Raw genomic sequence first — 21,441 nt, 5'->3', positions numbered from 1 at the left:
CTCTGGACCGTGTCCCGCTCGTACCCGGTGAGCCTGCCGTGGGTCCTCGGGACCGCCCTCGCGGCGCCCTTCCCGCCCTTTCCGGACATGGCGTCCTCCGATCTCCCGGGGCCGGCCGATCCGGCCCTCAGGGTATCGGATTCCCAAATTTATCCGTATATGTGCGGATGAATGCGGGAGGCGTTCGGATGAAGTTGTATTCAAGGAAAGAGACTGACCCTTTGTCGCATTCCGTGCGGGTTATATGCAGGTATGCCTGCGCACGCTATCATGTATGGGTTAGACCGCAACTATGTACCTCATACGCGAAGGGATGCGCATGTATCTGAAGATCGACATGTTCTAGCTGGGCTTACCCCCGCAGTGGCGCCATACGCCCTATCAATTCTGCCGATTTTCACCTTCACGCATATAAAGGAGTCCTGCCATGCGCGACAAGCTCGAAAAGATCATCAAGGCCTACGAGGAGCTCGAGAAGAAGCTTTCCGACCCGGCCGTCGCCTCCGACATCAAGGAGTTCACGCGTCTCAACAAGGAGTACGCGCACCAGTCCGACCTCATCGCCGCCTCGCGCGAGTACATCGGCGCGCTCGACGACATCGAGGCTGCCAAGGAAATGCTCCACGATACTACCGATGCCGATGAGAAGGAGATGCTCCAGATGGACATCTCCGAAAACGAGGCCAAGCTTCCCCAGCTTGAGGAAGATATCAAGTACATGCTCATCCCGAGCGACCCCAACGACGACAAGAACACCATCGTCGAGATCCGCTCCGCCGCCGGTGGCGACGAGGCGGCCATCTTCGCCGGCGACCTGTACAAGATGTACCAGCGTTTCTGCGAGTCGCGTGGCTGGAAGACCACCGTACTCGATTCCAGCCCCAGCGAGGCCGGCGGCTTTAAGTCCATCGAGTTCAAGGTCGAGGGCGACCGCGTCTACTCCGTCATGAAGTTCGAGTCCGGCGTGCACCGTGTCCAGCGCGTTCCCAAGACCGAGTCTCAGGGCCGCATCCAGACCTCCACGGCAACCGTTGCCGTGCTTCCCGAGGCCGAGGAGATCGACGTTCAGATCAACCAGTCCGACCTGCGCATCGACACTTACTGCGCCTCCGGCCCTGGCGGTCAGTGCGTTAACACCACCTACTCCGCCGTGCGTATTACCCACCTGCCCACCAACACCGTGGTGCAGTCGCAGGAGCAGCGCTCCCAGATTCAGAACCGCGAGGTCTGCATGCAGATGCTGCGTGCCCGTCTGTACGAGATGGAACTCGAGAAGCAGCAGGCCGAGCTCGGCGCCGAGCGCCAGAGCCAGATCGGCCACGGCAACCGTTCCGAGAAGATCCGTACTTACAACCAGCCCCAGGACCGCGTGACCGATCACCGTATCGGCTTCAACTCCACCTACAACGGCGTCCTTCTGGGCGATCAGCTCGGCACCGTGATCGAGGCGCTCGCCGCCGCCGAGCGTGCCGAGAAGCTGGCACAGGCCGTTTAAGTTACGGCGTTTTACCAAACGCCGTAACGGCTCGACGCTGCAAACGCCCCTAAGCGGCAATCTGACGTTCAATCGTCGGTCGCGTACCGAAGTACGCTTCCCTCCTCTTTCACGTCACCTTGCTCGCTTAGGGGCGTTTTCGCTGGCTTATGCTCAACCTGCGGCGCCTTAGAGGTAGTCATCGGGGACGTTCTTAAATGACTAGGTTGGGCACATTGCTTTGAGATGTTATTCAATCCGTCTTGATGGCCTTTAGGCTGTTTGCCTGCTTATAGCAATTGGCGGCATGTATCCGCTGTCGAAAATATTGCTCGAAAAATCGTCCAAGAAGTCGTGGGGTGATTTTTGACGCGTCGTGCGTCAAGCGATGTGGCAAGCGTTTGGTTAGATGTTGGTCAGGTTAGGGGCAACCTTGCCAAAAGCTTGACGGATGCAGATATGGACGTCGACAAATGAGCACTTTGGACGGGGCCAAACCAAAAATCTGGGCTGATTCTCGATAATCGCTTTCAATCGTCCCTTGCCAAGCGCTGGCCTCGCGTACAATCTGCTCCGACATTCGCGCGCCGCCCGGCGCTTAAGAGGGGAGGACCCCATGGCAAACGAGATCTGGACCATCAAGCGTTGTCTCGAGTGGACCAAGGAGTACCTGGCCGAGCGCGGCGAGGAGCACCCCCGTCTTTCTGCCGAGTGGCTGCTGTGCGCCGCCACGGGCCTGGCACGCATCGACTTATATATGCGCATGGACGAGACGCTTAACGCGGCCCAGCTCGAGACCATGCATGCGGCCGTCGTTCGCCGCGCCAAGGGCGAGCCGCTGCAGTACATCACCGGCAGCACGCAGTTTCGCATGATCGACGTCGCATGCGCCCCCGGTGTGCTCATTCCGCGCCCTGAGACCGAGATGCTCGTCGAGGAAGTCCTCAATTATCTGGATGCCGAGGTGCTGAGCCCCGAGGCTGCTGCCCGTCAGCGCGTTGAGCTGCCCTGGAACGACGAGGTCGAGCAGGCGCGCAAGGTCGAAGCCGCATTGGCCGACGAGCGAGCGACGGCCGAGCGCCGTGCCGCTAACCTCACGGCTGCCGATGAGGCGGCGCTAGGCAGCGACGTACTGGGCAGCCGTGCCTATGCCGAGGAACTGGCCGACCGCGAGGCCGAGGAAGCCGCCACGCAGGCAGCAGAAGCCGAAGCCGCGGAAGCCGCCGAGCCCGAGCTTGACGAATACGGCATTGCCATCGAAGGTGCCGACCAGGAGGCTGCCCTAGTGCGGGATGCCGCTGCGCCTGCCCCAGCCGAGCCCCGCACTGCCCGCGTTCTCGAGGTCGGCTGCGGCACGGGCTGTATCTCGCTCTCCCTTGCCTGGGAGCGCCGCGGCCACGTTACCTGCACCGCCACCGATATCGAGCCGCGCGCCATCGAGCTGGCCACCAAAAACCGCGACGCGCTCGGGCTTACGTCCGATGAGGTCGCCTTCAGCCTCACGAACCTGGTGAGCTCCATCCCCCGCGAGGAGTGGGGCACCTTTGACGTGCTCGTCTCCAACCCTCCTTACATTCCGACCGACGTCATGCGCGCGCTGCCGCACGAGGTCAAGGACTTTGAGCCCGATTTGGCGCTCGAGGGCGGTGCCGATGGCCTTGATATCTTCCGCCGCTTGCTCAATGCGGTGCCCTATATGCTGCGCGCCGGCGGCCTGTTTGCCTGCGAGCTCTACGAGGGCGCCCTCGATGTCGCCGCCGAGCTCTGCCGCCAGGCGGGTCTCTCGGACGTGCGCATCGTCCGCGACCTCACCGATCGTCCCCGCATCGTTCGAGCCATCGTCACCGAGCCCAAACAGCGTCAGTAAAGTACGAAGCGTATTGGCGGCGCGGCGGACAGAAGCGCTGCGCCACCAATACAAAGAGACTTGTTGCTGCGCAATAACCCCTCACTTTCACCGACTACTAGAGCCGCTCACCAAACCAACATGCGCTCTGGGCAAATAGGTTGAACGTTTCGTGCGAGAATGCCCCACAGTAAACAAACTTGCACCAGAGCGTAAGGGGCTGGCATACACATGCAGACGGTCTATCGGGTATTCGAGGGAGCGCGCGAGCCGCATCGGCTCGCCGTTGAGCGTACGGCCGAGGTACTCCGCTGTGGCGGCTTGGCCCTGATCCCGACCGAGACCGTCTATGGTGTCGCCGTGGCAGTCAACGCCTTCTCGGACGCCGTGCCCCAAGATACAAGTGAATTCCCATCGTGGCCGCGCGATCCGCAGGCTGCCGTTAACGGCGCCGCAGTCCCTGCGCTCGGCACCGGCTATCGCCGTATCTTCACTCTCAAGCAACGTGAACTCACGCAAACCGTCGCTTGGCTGGTCGATGGCGTCGAAGCGCTCGACCGTTATGGCGTGGATATCCCGGAAGATGCCCGCGTGCTCGCCCGACGATGCTGGCCGGGCGCCCTGACTATCGTGGTCAAGGCGGCCCCCTGTGTGCCGACCTTTATGCGCGCCGCCGACGACACGGTGGCCCTTCGCGCATCGGCCTCGCCCGTGGTGCAGGCGCTCATCCGCGCGTGCGGCAGCCCTCTTGCCTGCACGAGCGCCAACACGCACGGCGCGCCTTCGCCGGCAAGCTTTGCCGCCGTCGAGGGTCGCATCCTGGAGGGGGTCGATGTTGCCGTCGACGCCGGTGAGACCCCGTGTCGCGACGCCTCGACCATCGTGTCGTTCCAGCACGGCGGGCTCCAGATCCTGCGCCAAGGCGCACTTCCCGCATCAGAGATCGAGCGGGTCCTGTCCGACCCGATGCAATAGAAGGGTGTAAGCGATGTCGTTGAATCTGGGCAGCCTGGGCATGGAAGATGCCTCGTTTAACTTTGGCGGTTCCTACATCATGGCGCTCGACTGCGGCACTACCTCGGTACTCGCGGCCATTGTCGACGAATACGGCTGCATCGTTGCCCAGGCGCGTCGTAGCGTCAAAACCAGCTTCCCGCGCCCCGGCTGGGTGGAGCAGGATCCCACGGAGGTGCTTGCCAGCCAGATCGGCGTGATGATGGAGGTTCAGTTTAAGAGCGGTATCCATTCCGACCGCATCGCCGCCATCGGCATCTCCAACCAGCGCGAGACCACGGTGGTCTGGGACCGCGTGAGCGGCCAGCCCATCTATAACGCCATCGTATGGCAGTGCCGTCGTACCGCGCCGGCGATCGACGCGTTGGTTGAACAGGGTTGCGAGGAGCTGGTGCGCTCCCGCACGGGACTTACGCTTGACCCGTATTTCTCGGCCTCCAAGGTGCAGTGGATTCTCGACAACGTCGACGGCGCACGCGAGAGCGCGGCGGCGGGCGACCTCATGTTTGGCACCATCGACACCTGGCTCATCTACAACCTCACCGGCGGCCAGGTCTTTGCCACCGACTACACCAATGCCAGCCGCACGGCACTCTTTAATATCCATACGCTCGATTGGGACGACGACCTGCTGGCGCTCTTTGACGTTCCACGTTCCATGATGCCCGAGGTTCGCTGGAGCTCGGGCGACTACGGCCGCGTCGCGAGCGACATCATGACCAACATGCCGCCCATCATGGGTGTGGCGGGCGACCAGCAGGCATCGCTGTTCGGTCACTGCTGTTTCCGTCCCGGCCAGACCAAAAACACCTATGGCACGGGCTGCTTTATGCTCATGAACACCGGCGACGAGATCGTCGAATCCAAGAATGGCCTGGTCTCCACCATCGGTATCGCTGCGGACGGCAAAGTCAGCTATGCGCTCGAGGGCTCTATTTTTGCCGCCGGCTCAACGATGAACTGGCTTCGCAACAACATGGGCATCATCTCGAGCGTGAGCGAGTCGGCACAACTCGCCGCTTCGATTAGCGACAACGAGGGCTGCTACTTCGTTCCCGCCTTTGCGGGTTTGGGTGCTCCCTGGTGGGACCCGCATGCCCGCGGTATTGTGTGCGGTCTGACCGGCGCCTCGAGCCGTGCGACCATCGTACGTGCCGCCTGCGAATCCATGGCATATCAGAGCTACGACGTGCTGCGCGCCATGGAGCAGGACGTGGGGCTTTCGATTGAGCGCCTGTCCGTCGATGGCGGTGCCTCGCGCAACGAGTTCATCATGCAATTCCAGGCCGACCTGCTGGATATCCCCGTGCTGCAATGCGAGACGGTGGAGACCACGGCAATCGGTGCCGCGTACTTGGCGGGTCTTGCCGTCGGCTATTGGGAAGACCTGGAGGAGCTGGAGCAAAATGCCCAGATCGTTAGGACCTTCCTTCCCCACATGTCCGCCGAGCGCCGCGAGCAAAACCTTGCGGGCTGGCGTGATGCAGTCAGGCGCTCGCTCAGCACCGCACAGTAGGGCTGCGATGGGCTGCTCGATACAACAAACCGCTAAACTAATGCATGGCGTGCGGCGGCAACATTGCTGCACGCCTTGTCAGCAAGGCCGTTTTGCGGCCGCAACGAAAGGGGCAATCAATCCATGACCGTCACCTACGATGCGTCCCGTGTGACGCTTGTCGACCACCCGCTCGTCCAGCACAAGCTGTCGATCCTGCGCGACAAAAACACCGGCACCAACCAGTTCCGCCAGCTCGTGCGCGAACTCGCGCTTTTTGACGGCTACGAGGCCATGCGCGACCTGCCCATGGAAGACGTCGAGGTCGAGACCCCCATCACTACCGCCACGTTCAAACAGCTTGCCGGCAAGAAACTCGCCATCGTGCCCATCCTGCGTGCGGGCCTTGGCATGGTCGACGGCATCCTCGACCTGGTGCCCTCCGCTCGCGTGGGCCACATCGGCATGGAGCGCGACGAGGTCACCCACGAGCCGCACGAGTATTACTGCAAGATGCCCAAGGATATCGACCAGCGCATCTGCCTGGTCGTCGACCCCATGCTCGCCACGGGCGGTTCGGCCGAGATGGCCATTAGCTACCTGCGCGAGCGCGGTGTCAAGGACATCCGCATGCTGTGCATCGTCGCGGCCCCCGAGGGCCTCAAGTCGCTGACTGAGAAGGATCCTGATGTGCATATCTATACCTGCGCCATCGACGACCATCTCAACGAGGCGGCCTACATCGTTCCCGGCCTGGGCGACGCCGGTGACCGCATCTACGGCACGCTCTAGTCGCTGGGCTAAGACGGCCGCGGCTGCAAATACGAAGAAACGGTGCGCGCGGATGAACAAAAGGCGACCGCGCGCACTCCTGTTAACGGATGTTTTGCCCTGCAGGGTTCGAGAAAAACGTATTACCGTACCTGCGGCATAAAGAAGGTCTTAAGAAAACGAACAGGTGCGTATTAACCGATGCTTTTTCGGTTGTACTTTAGCGATTGGCTCGTACAATAGTCACCAATGTTTGGCGGGAACTGTTCTGTGAAGCGTTAAAAAGGAAAGTGAGGACGCCAGTGTTTCAGATAGCCGATCTGCTCGCTATCGTTGCAGGCGCCATCGCGGGCGCAATTGCCTTCCTTCCCTTTGTCTTTACGCTCAAGCCGGTTCTTGACGATAAACAGAATGCGGACATGCTCAAGGGTATGGTGAGTCTGGCGGTCTCGGCAATCGCCCTGCTCGTCTTTACCTTGGTTGTGTTTGTGTTGTTCGGAGAGGCATTTCGCATGTTCCTCCTGGGCGAGGCGATCGGCTTCGTGGCCTTTATGGCCGCCTGCACGGTTCGCGTCGCCAAGGCGCTGCGAGATCCTCATGAGGTCGAAAGGTAAGTCGTGGAAATTTTTGAAAAGCTGCCTGATGAGATTAATCATCTGGTCAGCGAGTTCAGCTCCACCCCTGTCGTGGGCGATCTGAGCTGCGGCATCACGCAGTACTCGTTTTGGCTGATCGTCTCCACGATCGTGCTCCTGATCGTCCTGGCCGTGTTCAAGAAGAAGCAGACCCTGGTTCCCAAGGGCTTCTTCGTCAACGGTTTCGAGTACATCATCGAGTACGTCGAGAACGATATCGGCAAGGGCGTCGTGGGTGAGAACTGGAAGAAGCACTTCCCGTTCCTGTGCTCGCTTTTCCTGTTCATTCTGATCAACAACATGATCGGCCTGATCCCGGGAATGAAGCCCGGCACCGGCGCAATCGGCTCCACCGCCGCGCTCGCCATCTTCGCCTTCGTGTACTTCATCTACTACGGATGCAAGGCTCACGGCGTGATCGGCTACATCAAGAGCCTCGCTCCGCAGGGCGTGAGCTTCCCGATGAACGTGCTCGTGTGGGTCGTCGAGCTTTTCTCGACCTTCCTGCGCCTCATCACGCTCGCCGTCCGTCTGTTCTGCAACATGTTCGCAGGACACGTGGTCATGGGCTCGTTCGCCATCATGGCGAGCATGTTCATGCAGCCGCTGCTTCAGCAGGTTTCCGCGGCCCACGCCGTCGGCGCCCTGCCTTCGCTGGCCTGGCTTGCCATCCTCATCCTGATCTATGCGATCGAGCTTGTGGTCGGCGCCATCCAGGCTTACGTCTTCACGGTCCTTACCGCCGTGTATGTCTCCGAGGCAGAGGAGGTCGCGGAGGAGGAGTAGTCTTCCGTTCGCGCCTTAAAGGTAAGGTAATTCGTTAAACCGCCGGTGCCCGTACCCATGGAGCCCGGCAGTTATAAAAAGGTTATCCTGCGTGAAATAAGACACGCACGACAAAGGAGGAATCGTGGGAGTTATCGGTTACGGTCTCGGTGTTATCGGCGCTGGTCTTGCTATCGGCCTGTCTGCTCTGGGTGCTACGGGTGCTATGGCCCGTCAGCCTGAGGTCCAGGGCCGCGTGTTCACCGTCTTCATCATGGGCTCCGCCTTCGGCGAGGCTCTGGCTCTGATCGGCTTCGTTGTCGCGCTGATCGTTAAATAGCACGGAGCGTCAAGTATGAATCTTTCATCCCAGAAGAGCGCGATCGCACTCTCCGCGTCCGCGGCCGCGCTGCTCATGCCGGTTTCCGCGTTCGCTGAGGACGGCGCTGCCGGTGCGGACATCCTCATCCCTAAGATGGCGGAGTTCATCCCGGCGCTTATCGCCTTCCTGATTATCTGGATCGTGCTGGCCAAGGTCGCCCTGCCGGGCATCATGAAAACCATGGAGGAGCGCGGCAAGAAGATTGAGGAGAGCCTCGACGAGGCCGAGAAGACCAAGCAGGAGGCTATCGCCAAGCGCGCTGAGTCCGACTCGATCGTCACCGACGCCCGTCGTCAGGCTGCCGACATTGTTCTCGAGGCCCGTAAGGACGCCGAGTCCGAGCGCGCCCGCATTATCGAGGCTGCTCACAAGGAGGCCGAGGAGATCATCGCCAAGGCTCATACGACCGTCGAGGACGAGCGCAAGTCCATCTACGCCGGTGCCGCGAGCTCCATCGCCGACCTGTCCGTTGCCGTCGCCACCAAGATCGTGGGCGAGGCACTCGAGGACGATGCCGAGCAGAAGAAGCTCATCGAGCGCTACATCCAGGAAGCAGGTAGCCTGAATGCCGACTAGCCGCTATCAGGACAAGGTGCTCGAGACCTACGCGCGCTCCCTTCTGGAAGCCGCTAAGGCCGAGAACCATGTGTTCGAGGACCTCGAGATGATCGAGCGTCTGGCTAGCGCCAGCCCCGAGATCATCGCCGTGCTCGACACCATGTCCAAGCGCGACCAGCTCGACCTTCTTCCCAAGGTGGCAGCTGCCTTTAAGTATGTTGCCGAGGAAGACGAGGATGTAGTGGGCGTGACCGTCACCACGGCGATCCCGCTCGACGACGAGCTGCGTCAAACCATCACTAAGAAATGCGAGCAGGACTTCGGCCGCAAGGTATTCCTTATCGAGCAGGTCGACCCGTCTATCGTGGGCGGCCTGGTGCTCGAGGCCCGCGGCGAGCGTCGTGACATTTCCGTCAAGACGCAGCTGCGCATCGCGCAGGAGACCCTCGCAAACTCTGCTAATTCGTACGGAGGTGAAGCCTAATGTCCGAAACCCTCAATGCCCAGGATATCGCCAAGAAACTGCAGGAGCAGCTCACGAGCCTCTCCGCGACGGTCGATACGCATGAGGTTTCAACGGTCGACGAGGTAGGCGACGGCATCGCGCGCGTCTCCGGCCTCAAGAGCGCCATGGCAGGCGAGCTTCTGGAGTTCAAGAGCTCCGATACCGGTGAGACCGTCTTCGGCCTTGCCCAGAACCTTGACCGTGACGAGGTCGGCGCCGTTCTGTTTGGTGCCGTCGACTCCATCAAGGAAGGCGACGAGTGCCGCACCACTGGCCGCATTATGGATATCCCTGTGAGCCGCGCCATGCTCGGCCGCGTCGTCAATCCGCTCGGCCAGCCCATCGACGGCCTGGGCGACATCGTCGCCACGCACCGTCGCCCCATCGAGTTCAAGGCCCCCGGCGTCATCGACCGTACCCCGGTGTGTGAGCCGGTTCAGACCGGTCTGCTCGCTATCGACTCCATGGTGCCTATTGGTCGCGGTCAGCGAGAGCTCATCATCGGCGACCGTAAGACCGGTAAGACCGCCATTGCCATCGACGCTATCCTCAACCAGCGCGGCAAGGGCATGGTCTGCATCTATGTCGCCATCGGCCAGAAGGCCTCCACGGTTGCCAACATCCGCGAGACCCTCGCTCAGCACGGTGCGCTCGACTACACCATCATCGTTTCGGCCACCGCTGCCGATTCCGCCCCTATGCAGTACATCGCGCCTATGGCCGGTGCCGCTATCGGCGAGTTCTTCATGTACAACGGCGAGGACGGCAAGCCCGCCAGCGAGACCAACCCCGGTGGCCACGTGCTCGTCATCTACGACGACCTGTCCAAGCAGGCTGTGGCCTACCGTCAGATGTCGCTGACGCTGCATCGTCCGCCCGGACGCGAGGCCTATCCTGGCGACATCTTCTACCTGCACTCTCGCCTGCTCGAGCGTGCCGTCAAGATGTCCAAGAAGAACGGTTACGGCTCCATGACGGCTCTGCCGATCATCGAGACCCAGGACGGCGACGTCTCGGCCTACATTCCGACCAACGTCATTTCCATTACCGATGGTCAGATCTACCTGCAGTCCGAGCTCTTCTTCCAGGGCCAGCGCCCGGCAGTCGACGTGGGCATTTCCGTGTCCCGCGTCGGTGGCGACGCGCAGACCAAGGCTATGAAGCAGGTCGCCGGCAACCTCCGCCTGGACCTCGCTTCGTACCAGGAGCTCGCCGGCTTTACGCAGTTTGGCTCCGACCTCGACGAGGCTACTCAGAAGCAGCTGACCCATGGTGCCCGCATGACCGAGCTCCTGAAGCAGCCGCGCTACAAGCCGTTTGAGGTTGGCGAGCAGATCGTTACGCTGTTCGCTGGCAACGAGGGCTTCCTGGATGACCTGGAGATCGCCGACGTGCTGCCTTTCCGTGCCGAGCTCATCGAGTACATGGACAATGGCTTTGGCTCGCTGCTCGACAAGGTTCGCGCCAAGAAGATCGATGATGACACCAAGGCTGAGCTCTTGCGCGTCATCGGCGACTTCAAGCAGCAGTTCATGGCCAAGCACCATTCGGATGTTTCTGGATCAGAGGAGAACTAAGCCCCATGGCCAACCTTCGCGACATTAAGAAGCGAATCTCCTCGGTTACCACGACCAAGCAGATCACGCGCACGATGGAGATGGTCTCTACGGCCAAGATCCGTCGTGCCCTCGATCGCTCCAAGCAGGCCGAGCCCTATAAGGAGGCGCTGACCGACGTCATGTTGACGGTCGCCGGCGACGCCTCCTGTTCGGGCACCGATCCCATGCTGCAGAAGCATGAGAGCGTCAAGCATGGCCTGATTGTCGTTATTGCCTCGGACCGCGGCCTTGCCGGCGGTTTCAATACGACGGTGGAGCGCACGGCCGAAAAGCTCGCCGCTTCTTGGGCGAACGACGGCATCGAGTGCGAGATCATCGCGTGCGGGCGTAAGCCGGCCACGTATTTCCGTGACCGCGCAAACGTCGTCATGCACTTTGAGGGCAACTCCTCTGAGCCCGATTTCAATCAGGCCCGCATGATCTCCTCTCATATCTGCGATGCGTATCGTGCCGGTGAGCTTGACCGTGTCGAGCTTGTCTACCACCACGCCAAGAACCGCGTGGATCAGGAGCTTCGCGTCGAGCATCTGTTGCCGCTCGACCCCGAGATGATCGCTATGGCCCACGGTCCGCGTAAGAACGAGACCGACGCCCCTAAGCGCATCTCGTCCACGTTCGAGTTCGTGCCCTCTCCCGAGCATGTTCTCGGCAAGCTTGTGCCGTCTTATATCCTGACGGTCATCTACCAGGCCCTGATCGATTCGGCGGCTGCCGAGCAGGGTGCACGCCGCAAGGCCATGCACTCCGCGACGGAAAACGCCACCGCGATCATCTCGACCCTTACCCGCACGTATAGTCGCGTGCGCCAGGCTTCGATCACGACCGAGATTAACGAGATCGTCGGCGGAGCCTCAGCATTGGAGGAACAGTAATGGCTAATAACACCGTAAAGCTTGCGGTCGAGGAAGCCACCAAGAAGACGACTGCCGGTGATGGTCGCATCGTGCGAATCATCGGCCCTGTCGTCGACGTCAAGTTTGACGGCGCGGTGCCCCCGATCTACAACGCGCTCACGGTCGAGGCCGAGACCCCGATCGGTCATCTGAGCACGATCCTCGAGGTCGAGAGCCAGCTTCCGGGCGGCGTCGTCCGCACGGTCGCCATGTCCTCGACCGACGGCCTGCAGCGCGGCCTCATCGCCACCGATACCGGTGAGCCCATGAAGATGCCGGTCGGCCCCAAGACGCTCGGCCGCATTTGGAACGTCATGGGCAAGCCCGTCGACGGCAAGCCCATGCCCGAGGTGGAGGAGTTCTACCCCATCCACCATGCAGCGCCCCGCTTTGACGAGCTCACCACCAAGACCGAGATCTTCGAGACCGGCATCAAGGCCGTTGACCTGCTCGAGCCCTACATCCGTGGCGGCAAAACGGGTCTGTTCGGCGGCGCCGGCGTCGGCAAGACCGTTTTGATTCAGGAGCTCATCAACAACCTCGCCCAGGAGCACGGCGGCACTTCGGTGTTCACCGGCGTCGGCGAGCGTACCCGCGAGGGCACCGACCTGTTCCTCGAGATGAGCGAGTCTGGCGTTATCGACAAGACCTGCTTGGTCTATGGTCAGATGAACGAGCCGCCCGGAGCGCGTCTGCGCATCGGTCTGGCCGGCCTTACCACCGCTGAGTATTTCCGTGATCGTGGCCAGGACGTTCTGCTGTTCATCGACAACATCTTCCGCTTCTCCCAGGCAGGTTCCGAGGTTTCCGCACTGCTGGGCCGTATGCCGTCCGCCGTTGGTTACCAGCCCACGCTGGCAACCGAGATGGGCGACCTCCAGGAGCGCATTACCTCGACCAAGACGGGTTCCATTACCTCCGTCCAGGCCGTCTACGTCCCTGCAGACGACCTGACCGACCCGGCGCCTGCCACGACGTTTACGCACCTCGACGCCACTACGGTCCTTTCGCGTAGCATTTCGTCGCTCGGTCTGTTCCCGGCTATCGACCCGCTCGCGTCTTCCTCCGACGCTCTCGATCCCTCGATCGTCGGCGAGGAGCACTACCGTGTCGCCGTCAAGGTCCAGGAGCTCCTGCAGGAGTACTCCGACCTTCAGGACATCATCGCCATTCTGGGTATGGACGAGCTGTCCGAGGAGCAGCGCCTTACGGTCAACCGTGCCCGTAAGATCCAGCAGTTCCTCTCCCAGTCCTTCCACGTTGCCGAGAAGTTCACCGGCAACCCCGGTGTCTACGTCCGCGTCGAGGATACCGTCCGCTCTTTCGCCGAGATTGTCGACGGCAAGGCCGATGACCTGCCCGAGCAGGCTTTCCGCTATGCTTCCACGATTGAGGACGTGCGCGAGCGCGCCCGCAAGATGGGGGAGAAGTAGGTTATGCGTATCCGCATCGTGTGCCCCGTGAGCTGCGCCTATGAGGGCGACGCTGCGTTTGTGTCGATTCCGTCCACGGATGGCGAGTTTGGCGTTCTGCCTGCTCACTCCAGCGAGATCTGCACGATCGACCGCGGTTACGTTCGCGTTTCCGATAAGGCCATGGGCACTGTCGACCACACGTTTGCCGTGGCCGGCGGCTATGCCCAGGTTGCGGACGATGTCGTGACCGTTCTCGCCGAGCGCGCTTGCGATTTGGCGACCGTCGATGCCGACAAGCTTAAAGCTGATATTCAAGGTTTTGAAGAGAAGCTGGGTAATTTGTCGGAGGATGATGCACGCCGCGCCTACCTCTATAATGAAATCGCATGGTGTAAGCTCAAGCTTGCCCAATAGTCAAACGATTTAGCGTTCGACCATTTGCGAACACATCATGCCCGGGATGGCCCAGCCATCCCGGGCATGCTTTTTGAAAGGGTAGACCTTGGATATTATCCGCGTTGAGGGTGGCCACGCCATCGGAGGCTCCGTGCCCGTCTCGGGTGCCAAGAACTCCGCACTCAAACTCATGGCGGCAACGCTTCTGGCGCCGGGCAAGACGACGCTGCAGAACGTGCCCGATATTTCCGATGTCCACGTGATGGGCAAGGTGCTCAAGGGCATGGGCGCTACGATCGATGTTCTCGACGAGCACACGCTCGAGATTGATACCTCTCAGGTCGATTCTTGGGAGGCCCCCTACGAGCTCGTTGCCAAGATGCGTGCTTCCACCGCCGTGATGGGACCCCTGCTGGGTCGCTTCCATCGCGCCAAGATCGCCATGCCGGGCGGCTGCAACCTGGGTGCTCGCAAGATCGATATGCACATTCTTGGTCTTGAGGCCCTGGGCGTTGAGTTCGATACCGCCCACGGTTACATCAACGCTAATGCGCCCCAAGGTCTGCGCGGTACCACCGTCACGCTCGAGTTCGCCAGTGTCGGTGCGACCGAGAACCTCATTATGGCATCCGTGCGCGCGCAGGGCACCACGGTTATCGACAATGCCGCCCGCGAGCCCGAGATCGTCGATCTCGCCAACATGCTCAACGAGATGGGCGCCAAGATTGTTGGCGCCGGTACGCCTGTCGTGACCATCGAGGGCGTGGAAGAGCTGCATCCTGTTACCCATCGCGTGGTGGGCGACCGCATCGAGGCCGGTACCTTTATCGTTGCCGGTGCGTTGATGGCCGACGATCGCGGTGTCGATATCACGGGCTTTTGCCCCATTCACTTGGGCATGGTGCTCAAGAAGATGGAGCTCATGGGTATCGACTGCGAGCGCGTCGAGGATGGCGTCCATGTGAACCGTGTCGAGCGTATCAAGCCGGTCGACATCCAAACGCTTCCGTTTCCCGGCTTCCCGACGGACATGCAGGCGCAGATTATGGTACTCTCCGCCCTTGCCGACGGCAGTTCCGTTATTACCGAGAACATCTTCGAGAATCGCTTTATGTTTGCCTCTGAGCTGGTGCGCATGGGTGCCGACATTCGTATCGAGAGCCATCATGCCATGATTCATGGCGTCAAGGGCTTCTCGGGTGCACGGGTTACCTCGCCCGATCTGCGTGGCGGAGCGGCCCTCGTCGTAGCGGGCTTGATCGCTGACGGGACGACCGAGGTTTCGGCTATTCATCACATCAAGCGCGGCTACGAGCAGTTTGTCGAAAAGCTGCGGGCGCTCGGCGCGCATGTCGAGCATGCTACCGTCCCCGATCCCGTCATCTACTAATACAGGTTGCCTATGTTTAATAAAAAGCCCCTCGCGGATACCACCGCCCGAAGACCCTCAACTGGTGCGCAGGCCAAGATCTACAGTCGCGATAACGTGGCTCGCTATTCCGAGCGCGCTCGTCAACGTCGTCGTAGCCACACGATTCGTCACGTCGCGCTCATTGTCGTGCTTGGCGTGCTGCTGAGTGCCACTACCGCTGCCGGCCTGTGGTTTGCCACCATTATGGGCAAGCTCGGCGATTCTAATGTCATTACCGACAATCTGCGTCGGGTTCTGGTTGACACCGATGAGGCAAAGGATCCGTTCTACGTGCTGCTTCTTGGCACCGACGGCCGTCCGGGCGAGGATACGTACCGTGCCGACTCGATTATCCTGGCACGCATCGACCCCACGCAAAAGCAGGCGACGCTCATTTCCGTTCCGCGCGACACCAAGGTCGAGTACAAGGGCGAGACCATGAAGATCAACGCCTGCCATACCGTTGGCGGCGCCGAGGCCATGGTCGAGGCGGTCAACGAGCTGTGCGGTGTTCAGATTTCCCACTATGCCGAGGTCAGCTTCGACGGTATGCAGGCGCTGATTGATTCGGTTGGCGGTATCGACATTAACGCAACCGATGATGTTGACGACCCCGAGCACCTGGATATTAAGATTACCGCTGGCCAGCAGCATATGGACGGTGCCACCGCCCTTACCTATGCCCGCTGCCGCTACACCTATGCCGACGGCGATTACACGCGCATGCGCCACCAGCGTCAGGTGCTTGGCGCCCTTGCCAACCAGATTCTCAATAACTTCGATGCCACGAAGATCTTTGGCCTGGTTAATTCGCTGTCCGATATGCTTGTAACCGATATGAGCGTTCAGGATATCGTGGCTACGGTCAACGCCATGCGCGGTATGGATGTCGACGGTATCTACTCGGCCAACCTGCCCTCGTACGCCGACGACAGCACCATGATCGACGGTGTGAGCTACGTCTTTGTCTACGAGGACGAGCTCAAGGAAATGATGGAGCGCGTCGATGCCGGCAAGGATCCCAAGGGTCCCAACACCATGGGTCTTTCCGACGGTTCCAGCTCTACGATTGGCGACCTGAACAACAACACGTCTGACGACTACGCAAACGGTACCGCAACCTCATCGATCAGCTCTGACGATTCCGATGACTCAAGCGATTCGAGCGATTCGGACTACTACGAAGAGCCCACCGGCGACGGTAACGGCTACGAAGCCAACTACTAAGTTACGGCGTTTTACCAAACGCCGTAACGGCTCGACGCTGCGCGCCGCCCAAGGCGACAATTTGTCATTCAAAAGGCAGGGCATGACCAGAAGGTCAATGCCCTGCCTTTTTCATGCCAACTTGTTCGCCTTGGACGGCGCTCGCTGACATTGGCTCAACCTGCGGTGCTGACTACTCCCCTTGCACCAAAAACCGCCCCGTTCTCGGTTTTTGAGGACGGGGCGGTTTTGCTTACCTAGATTGTTCGAGTTCCTTATGCAAAGCGGGCGACGAGCTCCTGGAGCACGTCGGTCATCTTGACGAGCGAACTGACCGGGACGAACTCGTTGACGCCGTGGTAGCAATAGCCGCCGGTGGAAAGGTTGGGGCAGGGCAGACCGCGGAACGACAGCTGCGCGCCGTCGGTGCCGCCGCGAATCGGCAGCACTTGGGGCTCAACGCCGCAGGCAAGGTAGGCTTCCTTGGCAACATCAATAAGCTCGGGATAGTCACGAACGATCTCGGCCATATTTCGATACTGCTGCTTAATCTCGACCGTCACGCGCTCCTCACCCAGACGCAGGTTGAGCATCGAGGCGGCGGCATCAATAAGGTCGAGTTTCTGCTGGAACTTGGCGGCGTCATGGTCGCGGACGATATAGCGCGCTGTGGCGTGATCGACGGTCGCAGATACGCCCTCAAGGTGATAAAAGCCCTCGTAGCCTTCCGTATACTCCGGGCGCTGGACGTAGGGGAGCAGTGCGTTGAAGTCGCAGAACAGATTGCCTGCGTTGACCATACGGCCCTTGGCGTCGCCCGGGTGGATGGACTGGCCCTCAAAGCGGACGGTCGCCTCGGCGGCGTTAAAGCACTCCCACTCCAGCTCGCCGATGGGGCCGCCGTCGACCGTGTAGGCGTACTTGCAGCCAAAGGTATCGATATCCAACAGCTCGGCTCCGTGGCCGATCTCCTCGTCAGGGCAGAAGCAAATGCCGAGTGCGGGATGGGGCAGAGAGGGGTCCTGAGCGATACGCGCGATAAGTGACATGATCTCGGCGACGCCTGCCTTGTCGTCCGCGCCCAGCAGCGTGGTGCCATCGCTGCAGACCAGGTCCTCACCCGCGAGGTCGTTCAGGGCGGGAAGCTTGGCGGTACTCATGGCAACGGGCTTACCGTCAACCGTGCCGCAGACCAGGTCGCCGCCTTCGTAGTGTACGATGTGCGGTTTCACGCCGGCACCCGGTGCAACTTCAGTGGTGTCGAGATGGGCGATCAGGCCCAGGGCGGGCTTGTCCTCAGCGCCCGCACTTGCGGGGATATGCGCGCAGACATAGGCGTGCTCGGTCACGTGGGCATCTTCCGCACCAAGCTCGCGCAGCTCTTCAGCCAGCACGTTGGCAAGGTCAAACTGAACGGCGCTCGAGGGTACCTGGTCGCAGTTTGCATCCTCGGACTGCGTGTTGATCTGGACGTAGCGCAAAAAGCGCTCGAGGACATCGGGGTTCGTGGTGGTGTTTTCCATAAAGACCGCTCCAATCTTGGTCGTCGTGTGCAACAAGAACTCTAGCACGGTATGCCACGGCATACCGCGACGCTTGGATGGGGTAGAATCAGCCATTGAATGCAGAAGGGACGGAAGATCATGGATACGACAAATAGCTCGCGCGAACTACATCTGACGGTGGCGAACGAAGACTACTTGGAGTGCATGGTTCGCATTGAAAGCGAAGAGGGGGAAACCAACGGTGTGCGATCGGTCGACATCGCGCAGCGCCTTGGCGTCTCCAAGGCATCGGTCAATAAAGCGGTTTCGGCGCTCAAGGCATCCGAGCTTGTCGAGCAATCGCACTACGGCAAGGTAATCCTGACCGATCGCGGCCGCGAGGTTGGCACGGCTATCTGGTACCGTCATCGCCTCATCCGCACGTTTTTGGTTCAGGAGCTCGGTGTCGAATTTGAGCGAGCCGATTCCGAGGCCTGCATGATGGAGCATGCGCTATCCGAGGACACGATGAGCCGCTGGCTCGCCTATCTCGAAAAGCAGGGAATCAGCGTCGAGGAATAGCGGGATATATATGGATACGAGTTATTACAACCGCTTTGGTGCCGAGGAACTTGCGCGCCGCTTGTCGAGCGAGACCTTGTTGGCGCAGGGCCCCATGGGCAGTGTTTTGTTGAGTGAGTACGATGCCGCCGACATTCCACCGGCGTTTTGGAATCTGGCGGAGCCGCAGACCGTTTCTCGTATCCATCGCTTGTATGTCGCCGCTGGCGCGCAGGTGCTCATTACCAACACCTTTCAGGCATCGAGCTATGCCCTCAAGCACGACCAGATTGCGCCGTCCGTGGCGGAGGTCAATCGCGGGGCCGTCGACGATGCCCGCCAGGCGCACCCTCAGCTGCTGCTGGGCTCGATGGGCCCGATCGGTATTGAGTGGTTTGCCGAGGACTCTGCCGAGTATCGTGAAATCCGAGGCATTGCGCGCGAACAGGCGCACGCCTTGCTCAACGCCGGCGTTGACGGTCTGCTGATCGAGACGGTGACGTCTATCCGTAATTTGCAGCCCATGCTTGCCGGCGCCCTAGATGCCGCCGACGGCATGCCTGTTCTGGTGAGTTTTGTCGTTGACGATAAAGGCGACCTGTTGGGCGATGGCCTCAACATCGAGGCAGCCGATTTGTACGCCGAAAAACACGGCGCAAACTCGGTTGGTGTTAATTGCTGTTCGCTTGCGGCCGCGAACGCGGCGGTGCCCAGGATGGTTGCATCGGCGACTACTCCCGTCACGGTGCGTCCCAACGTGGGCGATCCGGTCCAGACTCAGGATGGCCCCGTATGGCACGAGAACCCCGAAGCTTTCGCGCGCGCATGCAACGAATGGAGGCATGCCGGTGCCGCAATGGTGGGCAGTTGCTGTGGAACCACGGCAATCACTACGGCAGCGATGGCCGAGGCGCTCGATATATAAAGGGCAAAACCGCTCCATACGGGGCGGTTTTTTTATTGCTTGCATGTCCTCGGCAGCATTTGCCCAAATGGTGAATGCTGGTGCCGGCAGGTTGCTGAGTGCGTGTTGCGGGTATACCTCACGCGTACCATGATCCAAACACTGTGAGGTGTCTGCGCGTGTGCGCGATAATTCATTTTGGAACTGACGGTTGGCGCGCTCGCGTCGATGAGGACTTCACTGCCGATAACGTTGCCCGTATCGCCGATGCCGTCGGCGAGTTGTGGCAAAAGACCAATCCGGGCAAAACGGTATATATAGGGTTCGACACCCGGCCCCTGGCGAGCGAGTTCGCTGAGCTTGCGGCGGGCGTGCTAGCAGCGCACGGGCTGGACGCCGTGCTCGCTTCGCGACCTGTTCCGACCCCTGTCCTTACGTGGGCGGCGGCTTATGACGGTGAGGCGTGCGGCGCGCTCATGGTGACGGGGTCCCATCATCCGCAGGGTTATCTGTGCCTCAAGATTCGCATGGGTGACGGCTCGACCGCCAACCAGGATGTCATCGAAGAGCTCGAAGAGACCATGGCTCCCGAGCCAATGGGGATCGAGGGGCAATATCGCACCGCGGATATTATTCCTGACTATATGCAGGCGGTGGCATCGTTTGTCGATGCCGAAGCCATCCGCGCCGCGCACCTGCGCGTGGTTGTCGATCCCATGGGCGGCGCAGCCCAGGGCTATCTAGCCGACTTGCTGCGCGAGCTTGGCGTTGAGGTGCACGAGATTCACGCCGGGCAGGCGTCTGACCAAGAAGATATCTGCCCCGACCCCGTTGAGCCTTGGGTGGACGCTTGCGAGCGCACGGTTATCGATGACGGAGCTTGCGCCGGCCTGGTGACCGACGGCGACGCCGACCGTATCGGTGCGGTTGACGAGCGCGGCAGATATATACATCCGCATCAGATCATGGCGCTCGTTTTGGGCGATTTGGTCCAATTTCGTAATTTGGAGGGGCGCGTCGTCGTCAATCTTTCATGCTCGACGCTCGTGCGTCGCATTGCCGAGGCGCTTGGCTGCCGCGTGACCGTCAAACCAGTCGGTTTCAAATATATAGCGGCGGAGATGAAGAAGGGCGGCGTCCTCATAGGCGGTGAAGAAGCCGGTGGTATCGGCATCGCCGCGCATATGCCCGAGCGCGATGGAATCCTCGCCTGTCTGATTCTGTGTGAGCTTATGGCTAAGACGGACGCGCCTTTGGGCGTTCTGGTCGACCAACTCGAGGACAGTTTTGGTAAGACGAGTTACGGTCGACGGGATTTGCGCCTTGAGGCCGAAGATGCCGAAACGTTACGAACCCTGCTGCCGGGCGTAAACCCCAAGTCGATTTGTGGCAAGGTGCCGCAAAACGTTAGTCATATGGATGGCTTGCGTTTGGCATTCGAGGATGACACGTGGCTGCTGGTTCGTCCTAGCGGGACCGAACCAGTGGTGCGCGTCTACGCCGAGGGGTTCTCGGTGGAAGAACGTGATGAGTTGCTCGATGCTGGCTGTGCTTTAGCTAGGGGGACGTATCCGCTTTAACCATGAGACTGCCTTATATAAAGAGATGCTCGGCGAGCGGTAGGTAACGGCTGGCAAACGTTAGTCGGGTCCCAAGATGTGTAGGAAATGTGTACGCCCAGATTCCCGCCCCCGGGGCCCCTTCGGTCTGGCAATATATCTCCTTGCCGCGCGGCCCGGTCGGACCGGATCAGCCGCAAAGCGTGCACCTTGAGAACCGGATACTGCGAGGATGGGCACTTTCGAGTGTCGCATCCGGGCAGACATCGAACCATTTGAAATGGTCTAACTTGGATTTGTTTTTCGCAAGGCCGCCGAGAGGCGGCCCCGAGAAATTCCTTTTCCTATCTAATAGAACCATATGAATCGAACGGAACCGATCAGCGAATGACTGAGAGGACCGGACGGGCTCGAAGCCCATATATTTTTGGACGGAGAGTTCGATCCTGGCTCAGGATGAACGCTGGCGGCGCGCCTAACACATGCAAGTCGAACGGCACCCCTCTCCGGAGGGAAGCGAGTGGCGAACGGCTGAGTAACACGTGGAG

20 protein-coding genes and 1 rRNA gene are annotated in these 21,441 nt (G+C 60.5%); 20 read left to right on the top strand and 1 reads right to left on the bottom strand.

What is annotated here, in order from left to right; genetic code table 11:
• Positions 1-427 precede the first annotated feature (427 nt).
• The 16 genes from prfA to NBH09_RS04210 all read left to right on the top strand — a co-directional run bounded on the left by prfA (position 428) and on the right by NBH09_RS04210 (position 16,406).
• A complete protein-coding gene (gene prfA, locus NBH09_RS04285; protein ID WP_055252487.1) occupies positions 428-1,495 on the top strand; it encodes a peptide chain release factor 1 in 1,068 nt (355 codons plus the stop codon).
• A gap of 595 nt (positions 1,496-2,090) precedes the next feature.
• On the top strand, positions 2,091-3,341 hold the full coding sequence (locus NBH09_RS04280; RefSeq protein WP_250787161.1) for a N5-glutamine methyltransferase family protein: 1,251 nt from the start codon (positions 2,091-2,093) through the stop codon (positions 3,339-3,341).
• 210 nt (positions 3,342-3,551) lie between these two features.
• On the top strand, positions 3,552-4,295 hold the full coding sequence (locus tag NBH09_RS04275) for an L-threonylcarbamoyladenylate synthase (protein WP_250787160.1): 744 nt from the start codon (positions 3,552-3,554) through the stop codon (positions 4,293-4,295).
• A gap of 13 nt (positions 4,296-4,308) precedes the next feature.
• Positions 4,309-5,850, top strand: a complete 1,542-nt coding sequence (gene glpK / locus NBH09_RS04270; RefSeq protein WP_117877415.1) for a glycerol kinase GlpK — start codon at positions 4,309-4,311, stop codon at positions 5,848-5,850.
• A gap of 123 nt (positions 5,851-5,973) precedes the next feature.
• The gene (gene upp / locus NBH09_RS04265; protein ID WP_040359658.1) at positions 5,974-6,621 is read left to right on the top strand and encodes a uracil phosphoribosyltransferase; all 648 of its coding nucleotides are present in this window, start codon (positions 5,974-5,976) and stop codon (positions 6,619-6,621) included.
• A 281-nt stretch (positions 6,622-6,902) separates the two neighbouring features.
• A complete protein-coding gene (locus tag NBH09_RS04260) occupies positions 6,903-7,214 on the top strand; it encodes a hypothetical protein (protein WP_022094264.1) in 312 nt (103 codons plus the stop codon).
• A gap of 3 nt (positions 7,215-7,217) precedes the next feature.
• On the top strand, positions 7,218-8,021 hold the full coding sequence (gene atpB, locus NBH09_RS04255) for a F0F1 ATP synthase subunit A (RefSeq protein ID WP_022094263.1): 804 nt from the start codon (positions 7,218-7,220) through the stop codon (positions 8,019-8,021).
• 124 nt (positions 8,022-8,145) lie between these two features.
• A complete protein-coding gene (locus NBH09_RS04250) occupies positions 8,146-8,340 on the top strand; it encodes an ATP synthase subunit C-like protein (protein WP_022094262.1) in 195 nt (64 codons plus the stop codon).
• A 15-nt stretch (positions 8,341-8,355) separates the two neighbouring features.
• The gene (atpF, locus tag NBH09_RS04245; RefSeq protein ID WP_006235712.1) at positions 8,356-8,958 is read left to right on the top strand and encodes a F0F1 ATP synthase subunit B; all 603 of its coding nucleotides are present in this window, start codon (positions 8,356-8,358) and stop codon (positions 8,956-8,958) included.
• Positions 8,948-9,424: a F0F1 ATP synthase subunit delta gene (locus NBH09_RS04240; protein ID WP_006235713.1), complete on the top strand. Its 477-nt coding sequence runs from the start codon at positions 8,948-8,950 to the stop codon at positions 9,422-9,424. The genes atpF and NBH09_RS04240 overlap by 11 nt, the downstream gene beginning before the upstream one ends.
• Positions 9,424-11,022, top strand: coding sequence for a F0F1 ATP synthase subunit alpha (gene atpA / locus NBH09_RS04235; protein ID WP_035138794.1), 1,599 nt, complete (start codon positions 9,424-9,426; stop codon positions 11,020-11,022). The genes NBH09_RS04240 and atpA overlap by 1 nt, the downstream gene beginning before the upstream one ends.
• A gap of 5 nt (positions 11,023-11,027) precedes the next feature.
• Complete coding sequence (atpG, locus tag NBH09_RS04230) at positions 11,028-11,936, top strand: ATP synthase F1 subunit gamma (RefSeq protein WP_006235716.1); 909 nt, start codon at positions 11,028-11,030, stop codon at positions 11,934-11,936.
• Entirely contained in the window at positions 11,936-13,390 is a 1,455-nt protein-coding gene (gene atpD, locus NBH09_RS04225; protein ID WP_006235717.1) for a F0F1 ATP synthase subunit beta, read from the top strand. The genes atpG and atpD overlap by 1 nt, the downstream gene beginning before the upstream one ends.
• 3 nt (positions 13,391-13,393) lie before the next feature.
• Entirely contained in the window at positions 13,394-13,786 is a 393-nt protein-coding gene (gene atpC / locus NBH09_RS04220) for an ATP synthase F1 subunit epsilon (RefSeq protein WP_006235718.1), read from the top strand.
• 88 nt (positions 13,787-13,874) lie between these two features.
• Positions 13,875-15,158 carry a UDP-N-acetylglucosamine 1-carboxyvinyltransferase gene (gene murA, locus NBH09_RS04215; RefSeq protein ID WP_250787159.1) on the top strand — a complete coding sequence of 428 codons (1,284 nt, stop codon included), beginning with the start codon at positions 13,875-13,877 and terminating at the stop codon, positions 15,156-15,158.
• A 12-nt stretch (positions 15,159-15,170) separates the two neighbouring features.
• Positions 15,171-16,406: an LCP family protein gene (locus NBH09_RS04210; RefSeq protein ID WP_195247125.1), complete on the top strand. Its 1,236-nt coding sequence runs from the start codon at positions 15,171-15,173 to the stop codon at positions 16,404-16,406.
• A gap of 254 nt (positions 16,407-16,660) precedes the next feature.
• Here NBH09_RS04210 and pepT read toward each other — a convergent pair whose 3' ends face one another.
• Positions 16,661-17,908 (bottom strand): peptidase T, encoded by a 1,248-nt coding sequence (gene pepT / locus NBH09_RS04205; RefSeq protein WP_250787158.1) that lies wholly within the window; start codon positions 17,906-17,908, stop codon positions 16,661-16,663.
• 120 nt (positions 17,909-18,028) lie between these two features.
• Here pepT and NBH09_RS04200 point away from each other — a divergent pair, with 120 nt between their 5' ends.
• The 4 genes from NBH09_RS04200 to NBH09_RS04185 form a co-directional block, all read left to right on the top strand.
• Positions 18,029-18,451, top strand: a complete 423-nt coding sequence (locus tag NBH09_RS04200) for a metal-dependent transcriptional regulator (RefSeq protein WP_040359600.1) — start codon at positions 18,029-18,031, stop codon at positions 18,449-18,451.
• A 10-nt stretch (positions 18,452-18,461) separates the two neighbouring features.
• Positions 18,462-19,355 carry a homocysteine S-methyltransferase family protein gene (locus tag NBH09_RS04195; RefSeq protein ID WP_250787157.1) on the top strand — a complete coding sequence of 298 codons (894 nt, stop codon included), beginning with the start codon at positions 18,462-18,464 and terminating at the stop codon, positions 19,353-19,355.
• 158 nt (positions 19,356-19,513) lie between these two features.
• Positions 19,514-20,914, top strand: coding sequence for a phosphoglucomutase/phosphomannomutase family protein (locus NBH09_RS04190; protein WP_250787156.1), 1,401 nt, complete (start codon positions 19,514-19,516; stop codon positions 20,912-20,914).
• Positions 20,915-21,321: 407 nt separating this feature from the next.
• A 16S ribosomal RNA gene (locus NBH09_RS04185) occupies positions 21,322-21,441 on the top strand; the annotation flags it as partial.

The organism is Collinsella sp. BG-O-102 (genome assembly GCF_023656745.1).
In the GTDB taxonomy this organism is placed as follows: domain Bacteria; phylum Actinomycetota; class Coriobacteriia; order Coriobacteriales; family Coriobacteriaceae; genus Collinsella.
Note: the sequence above shows the minus strand (reverse complement) of the source record. Positions and strands in the feature narration are given on the sequence as shown.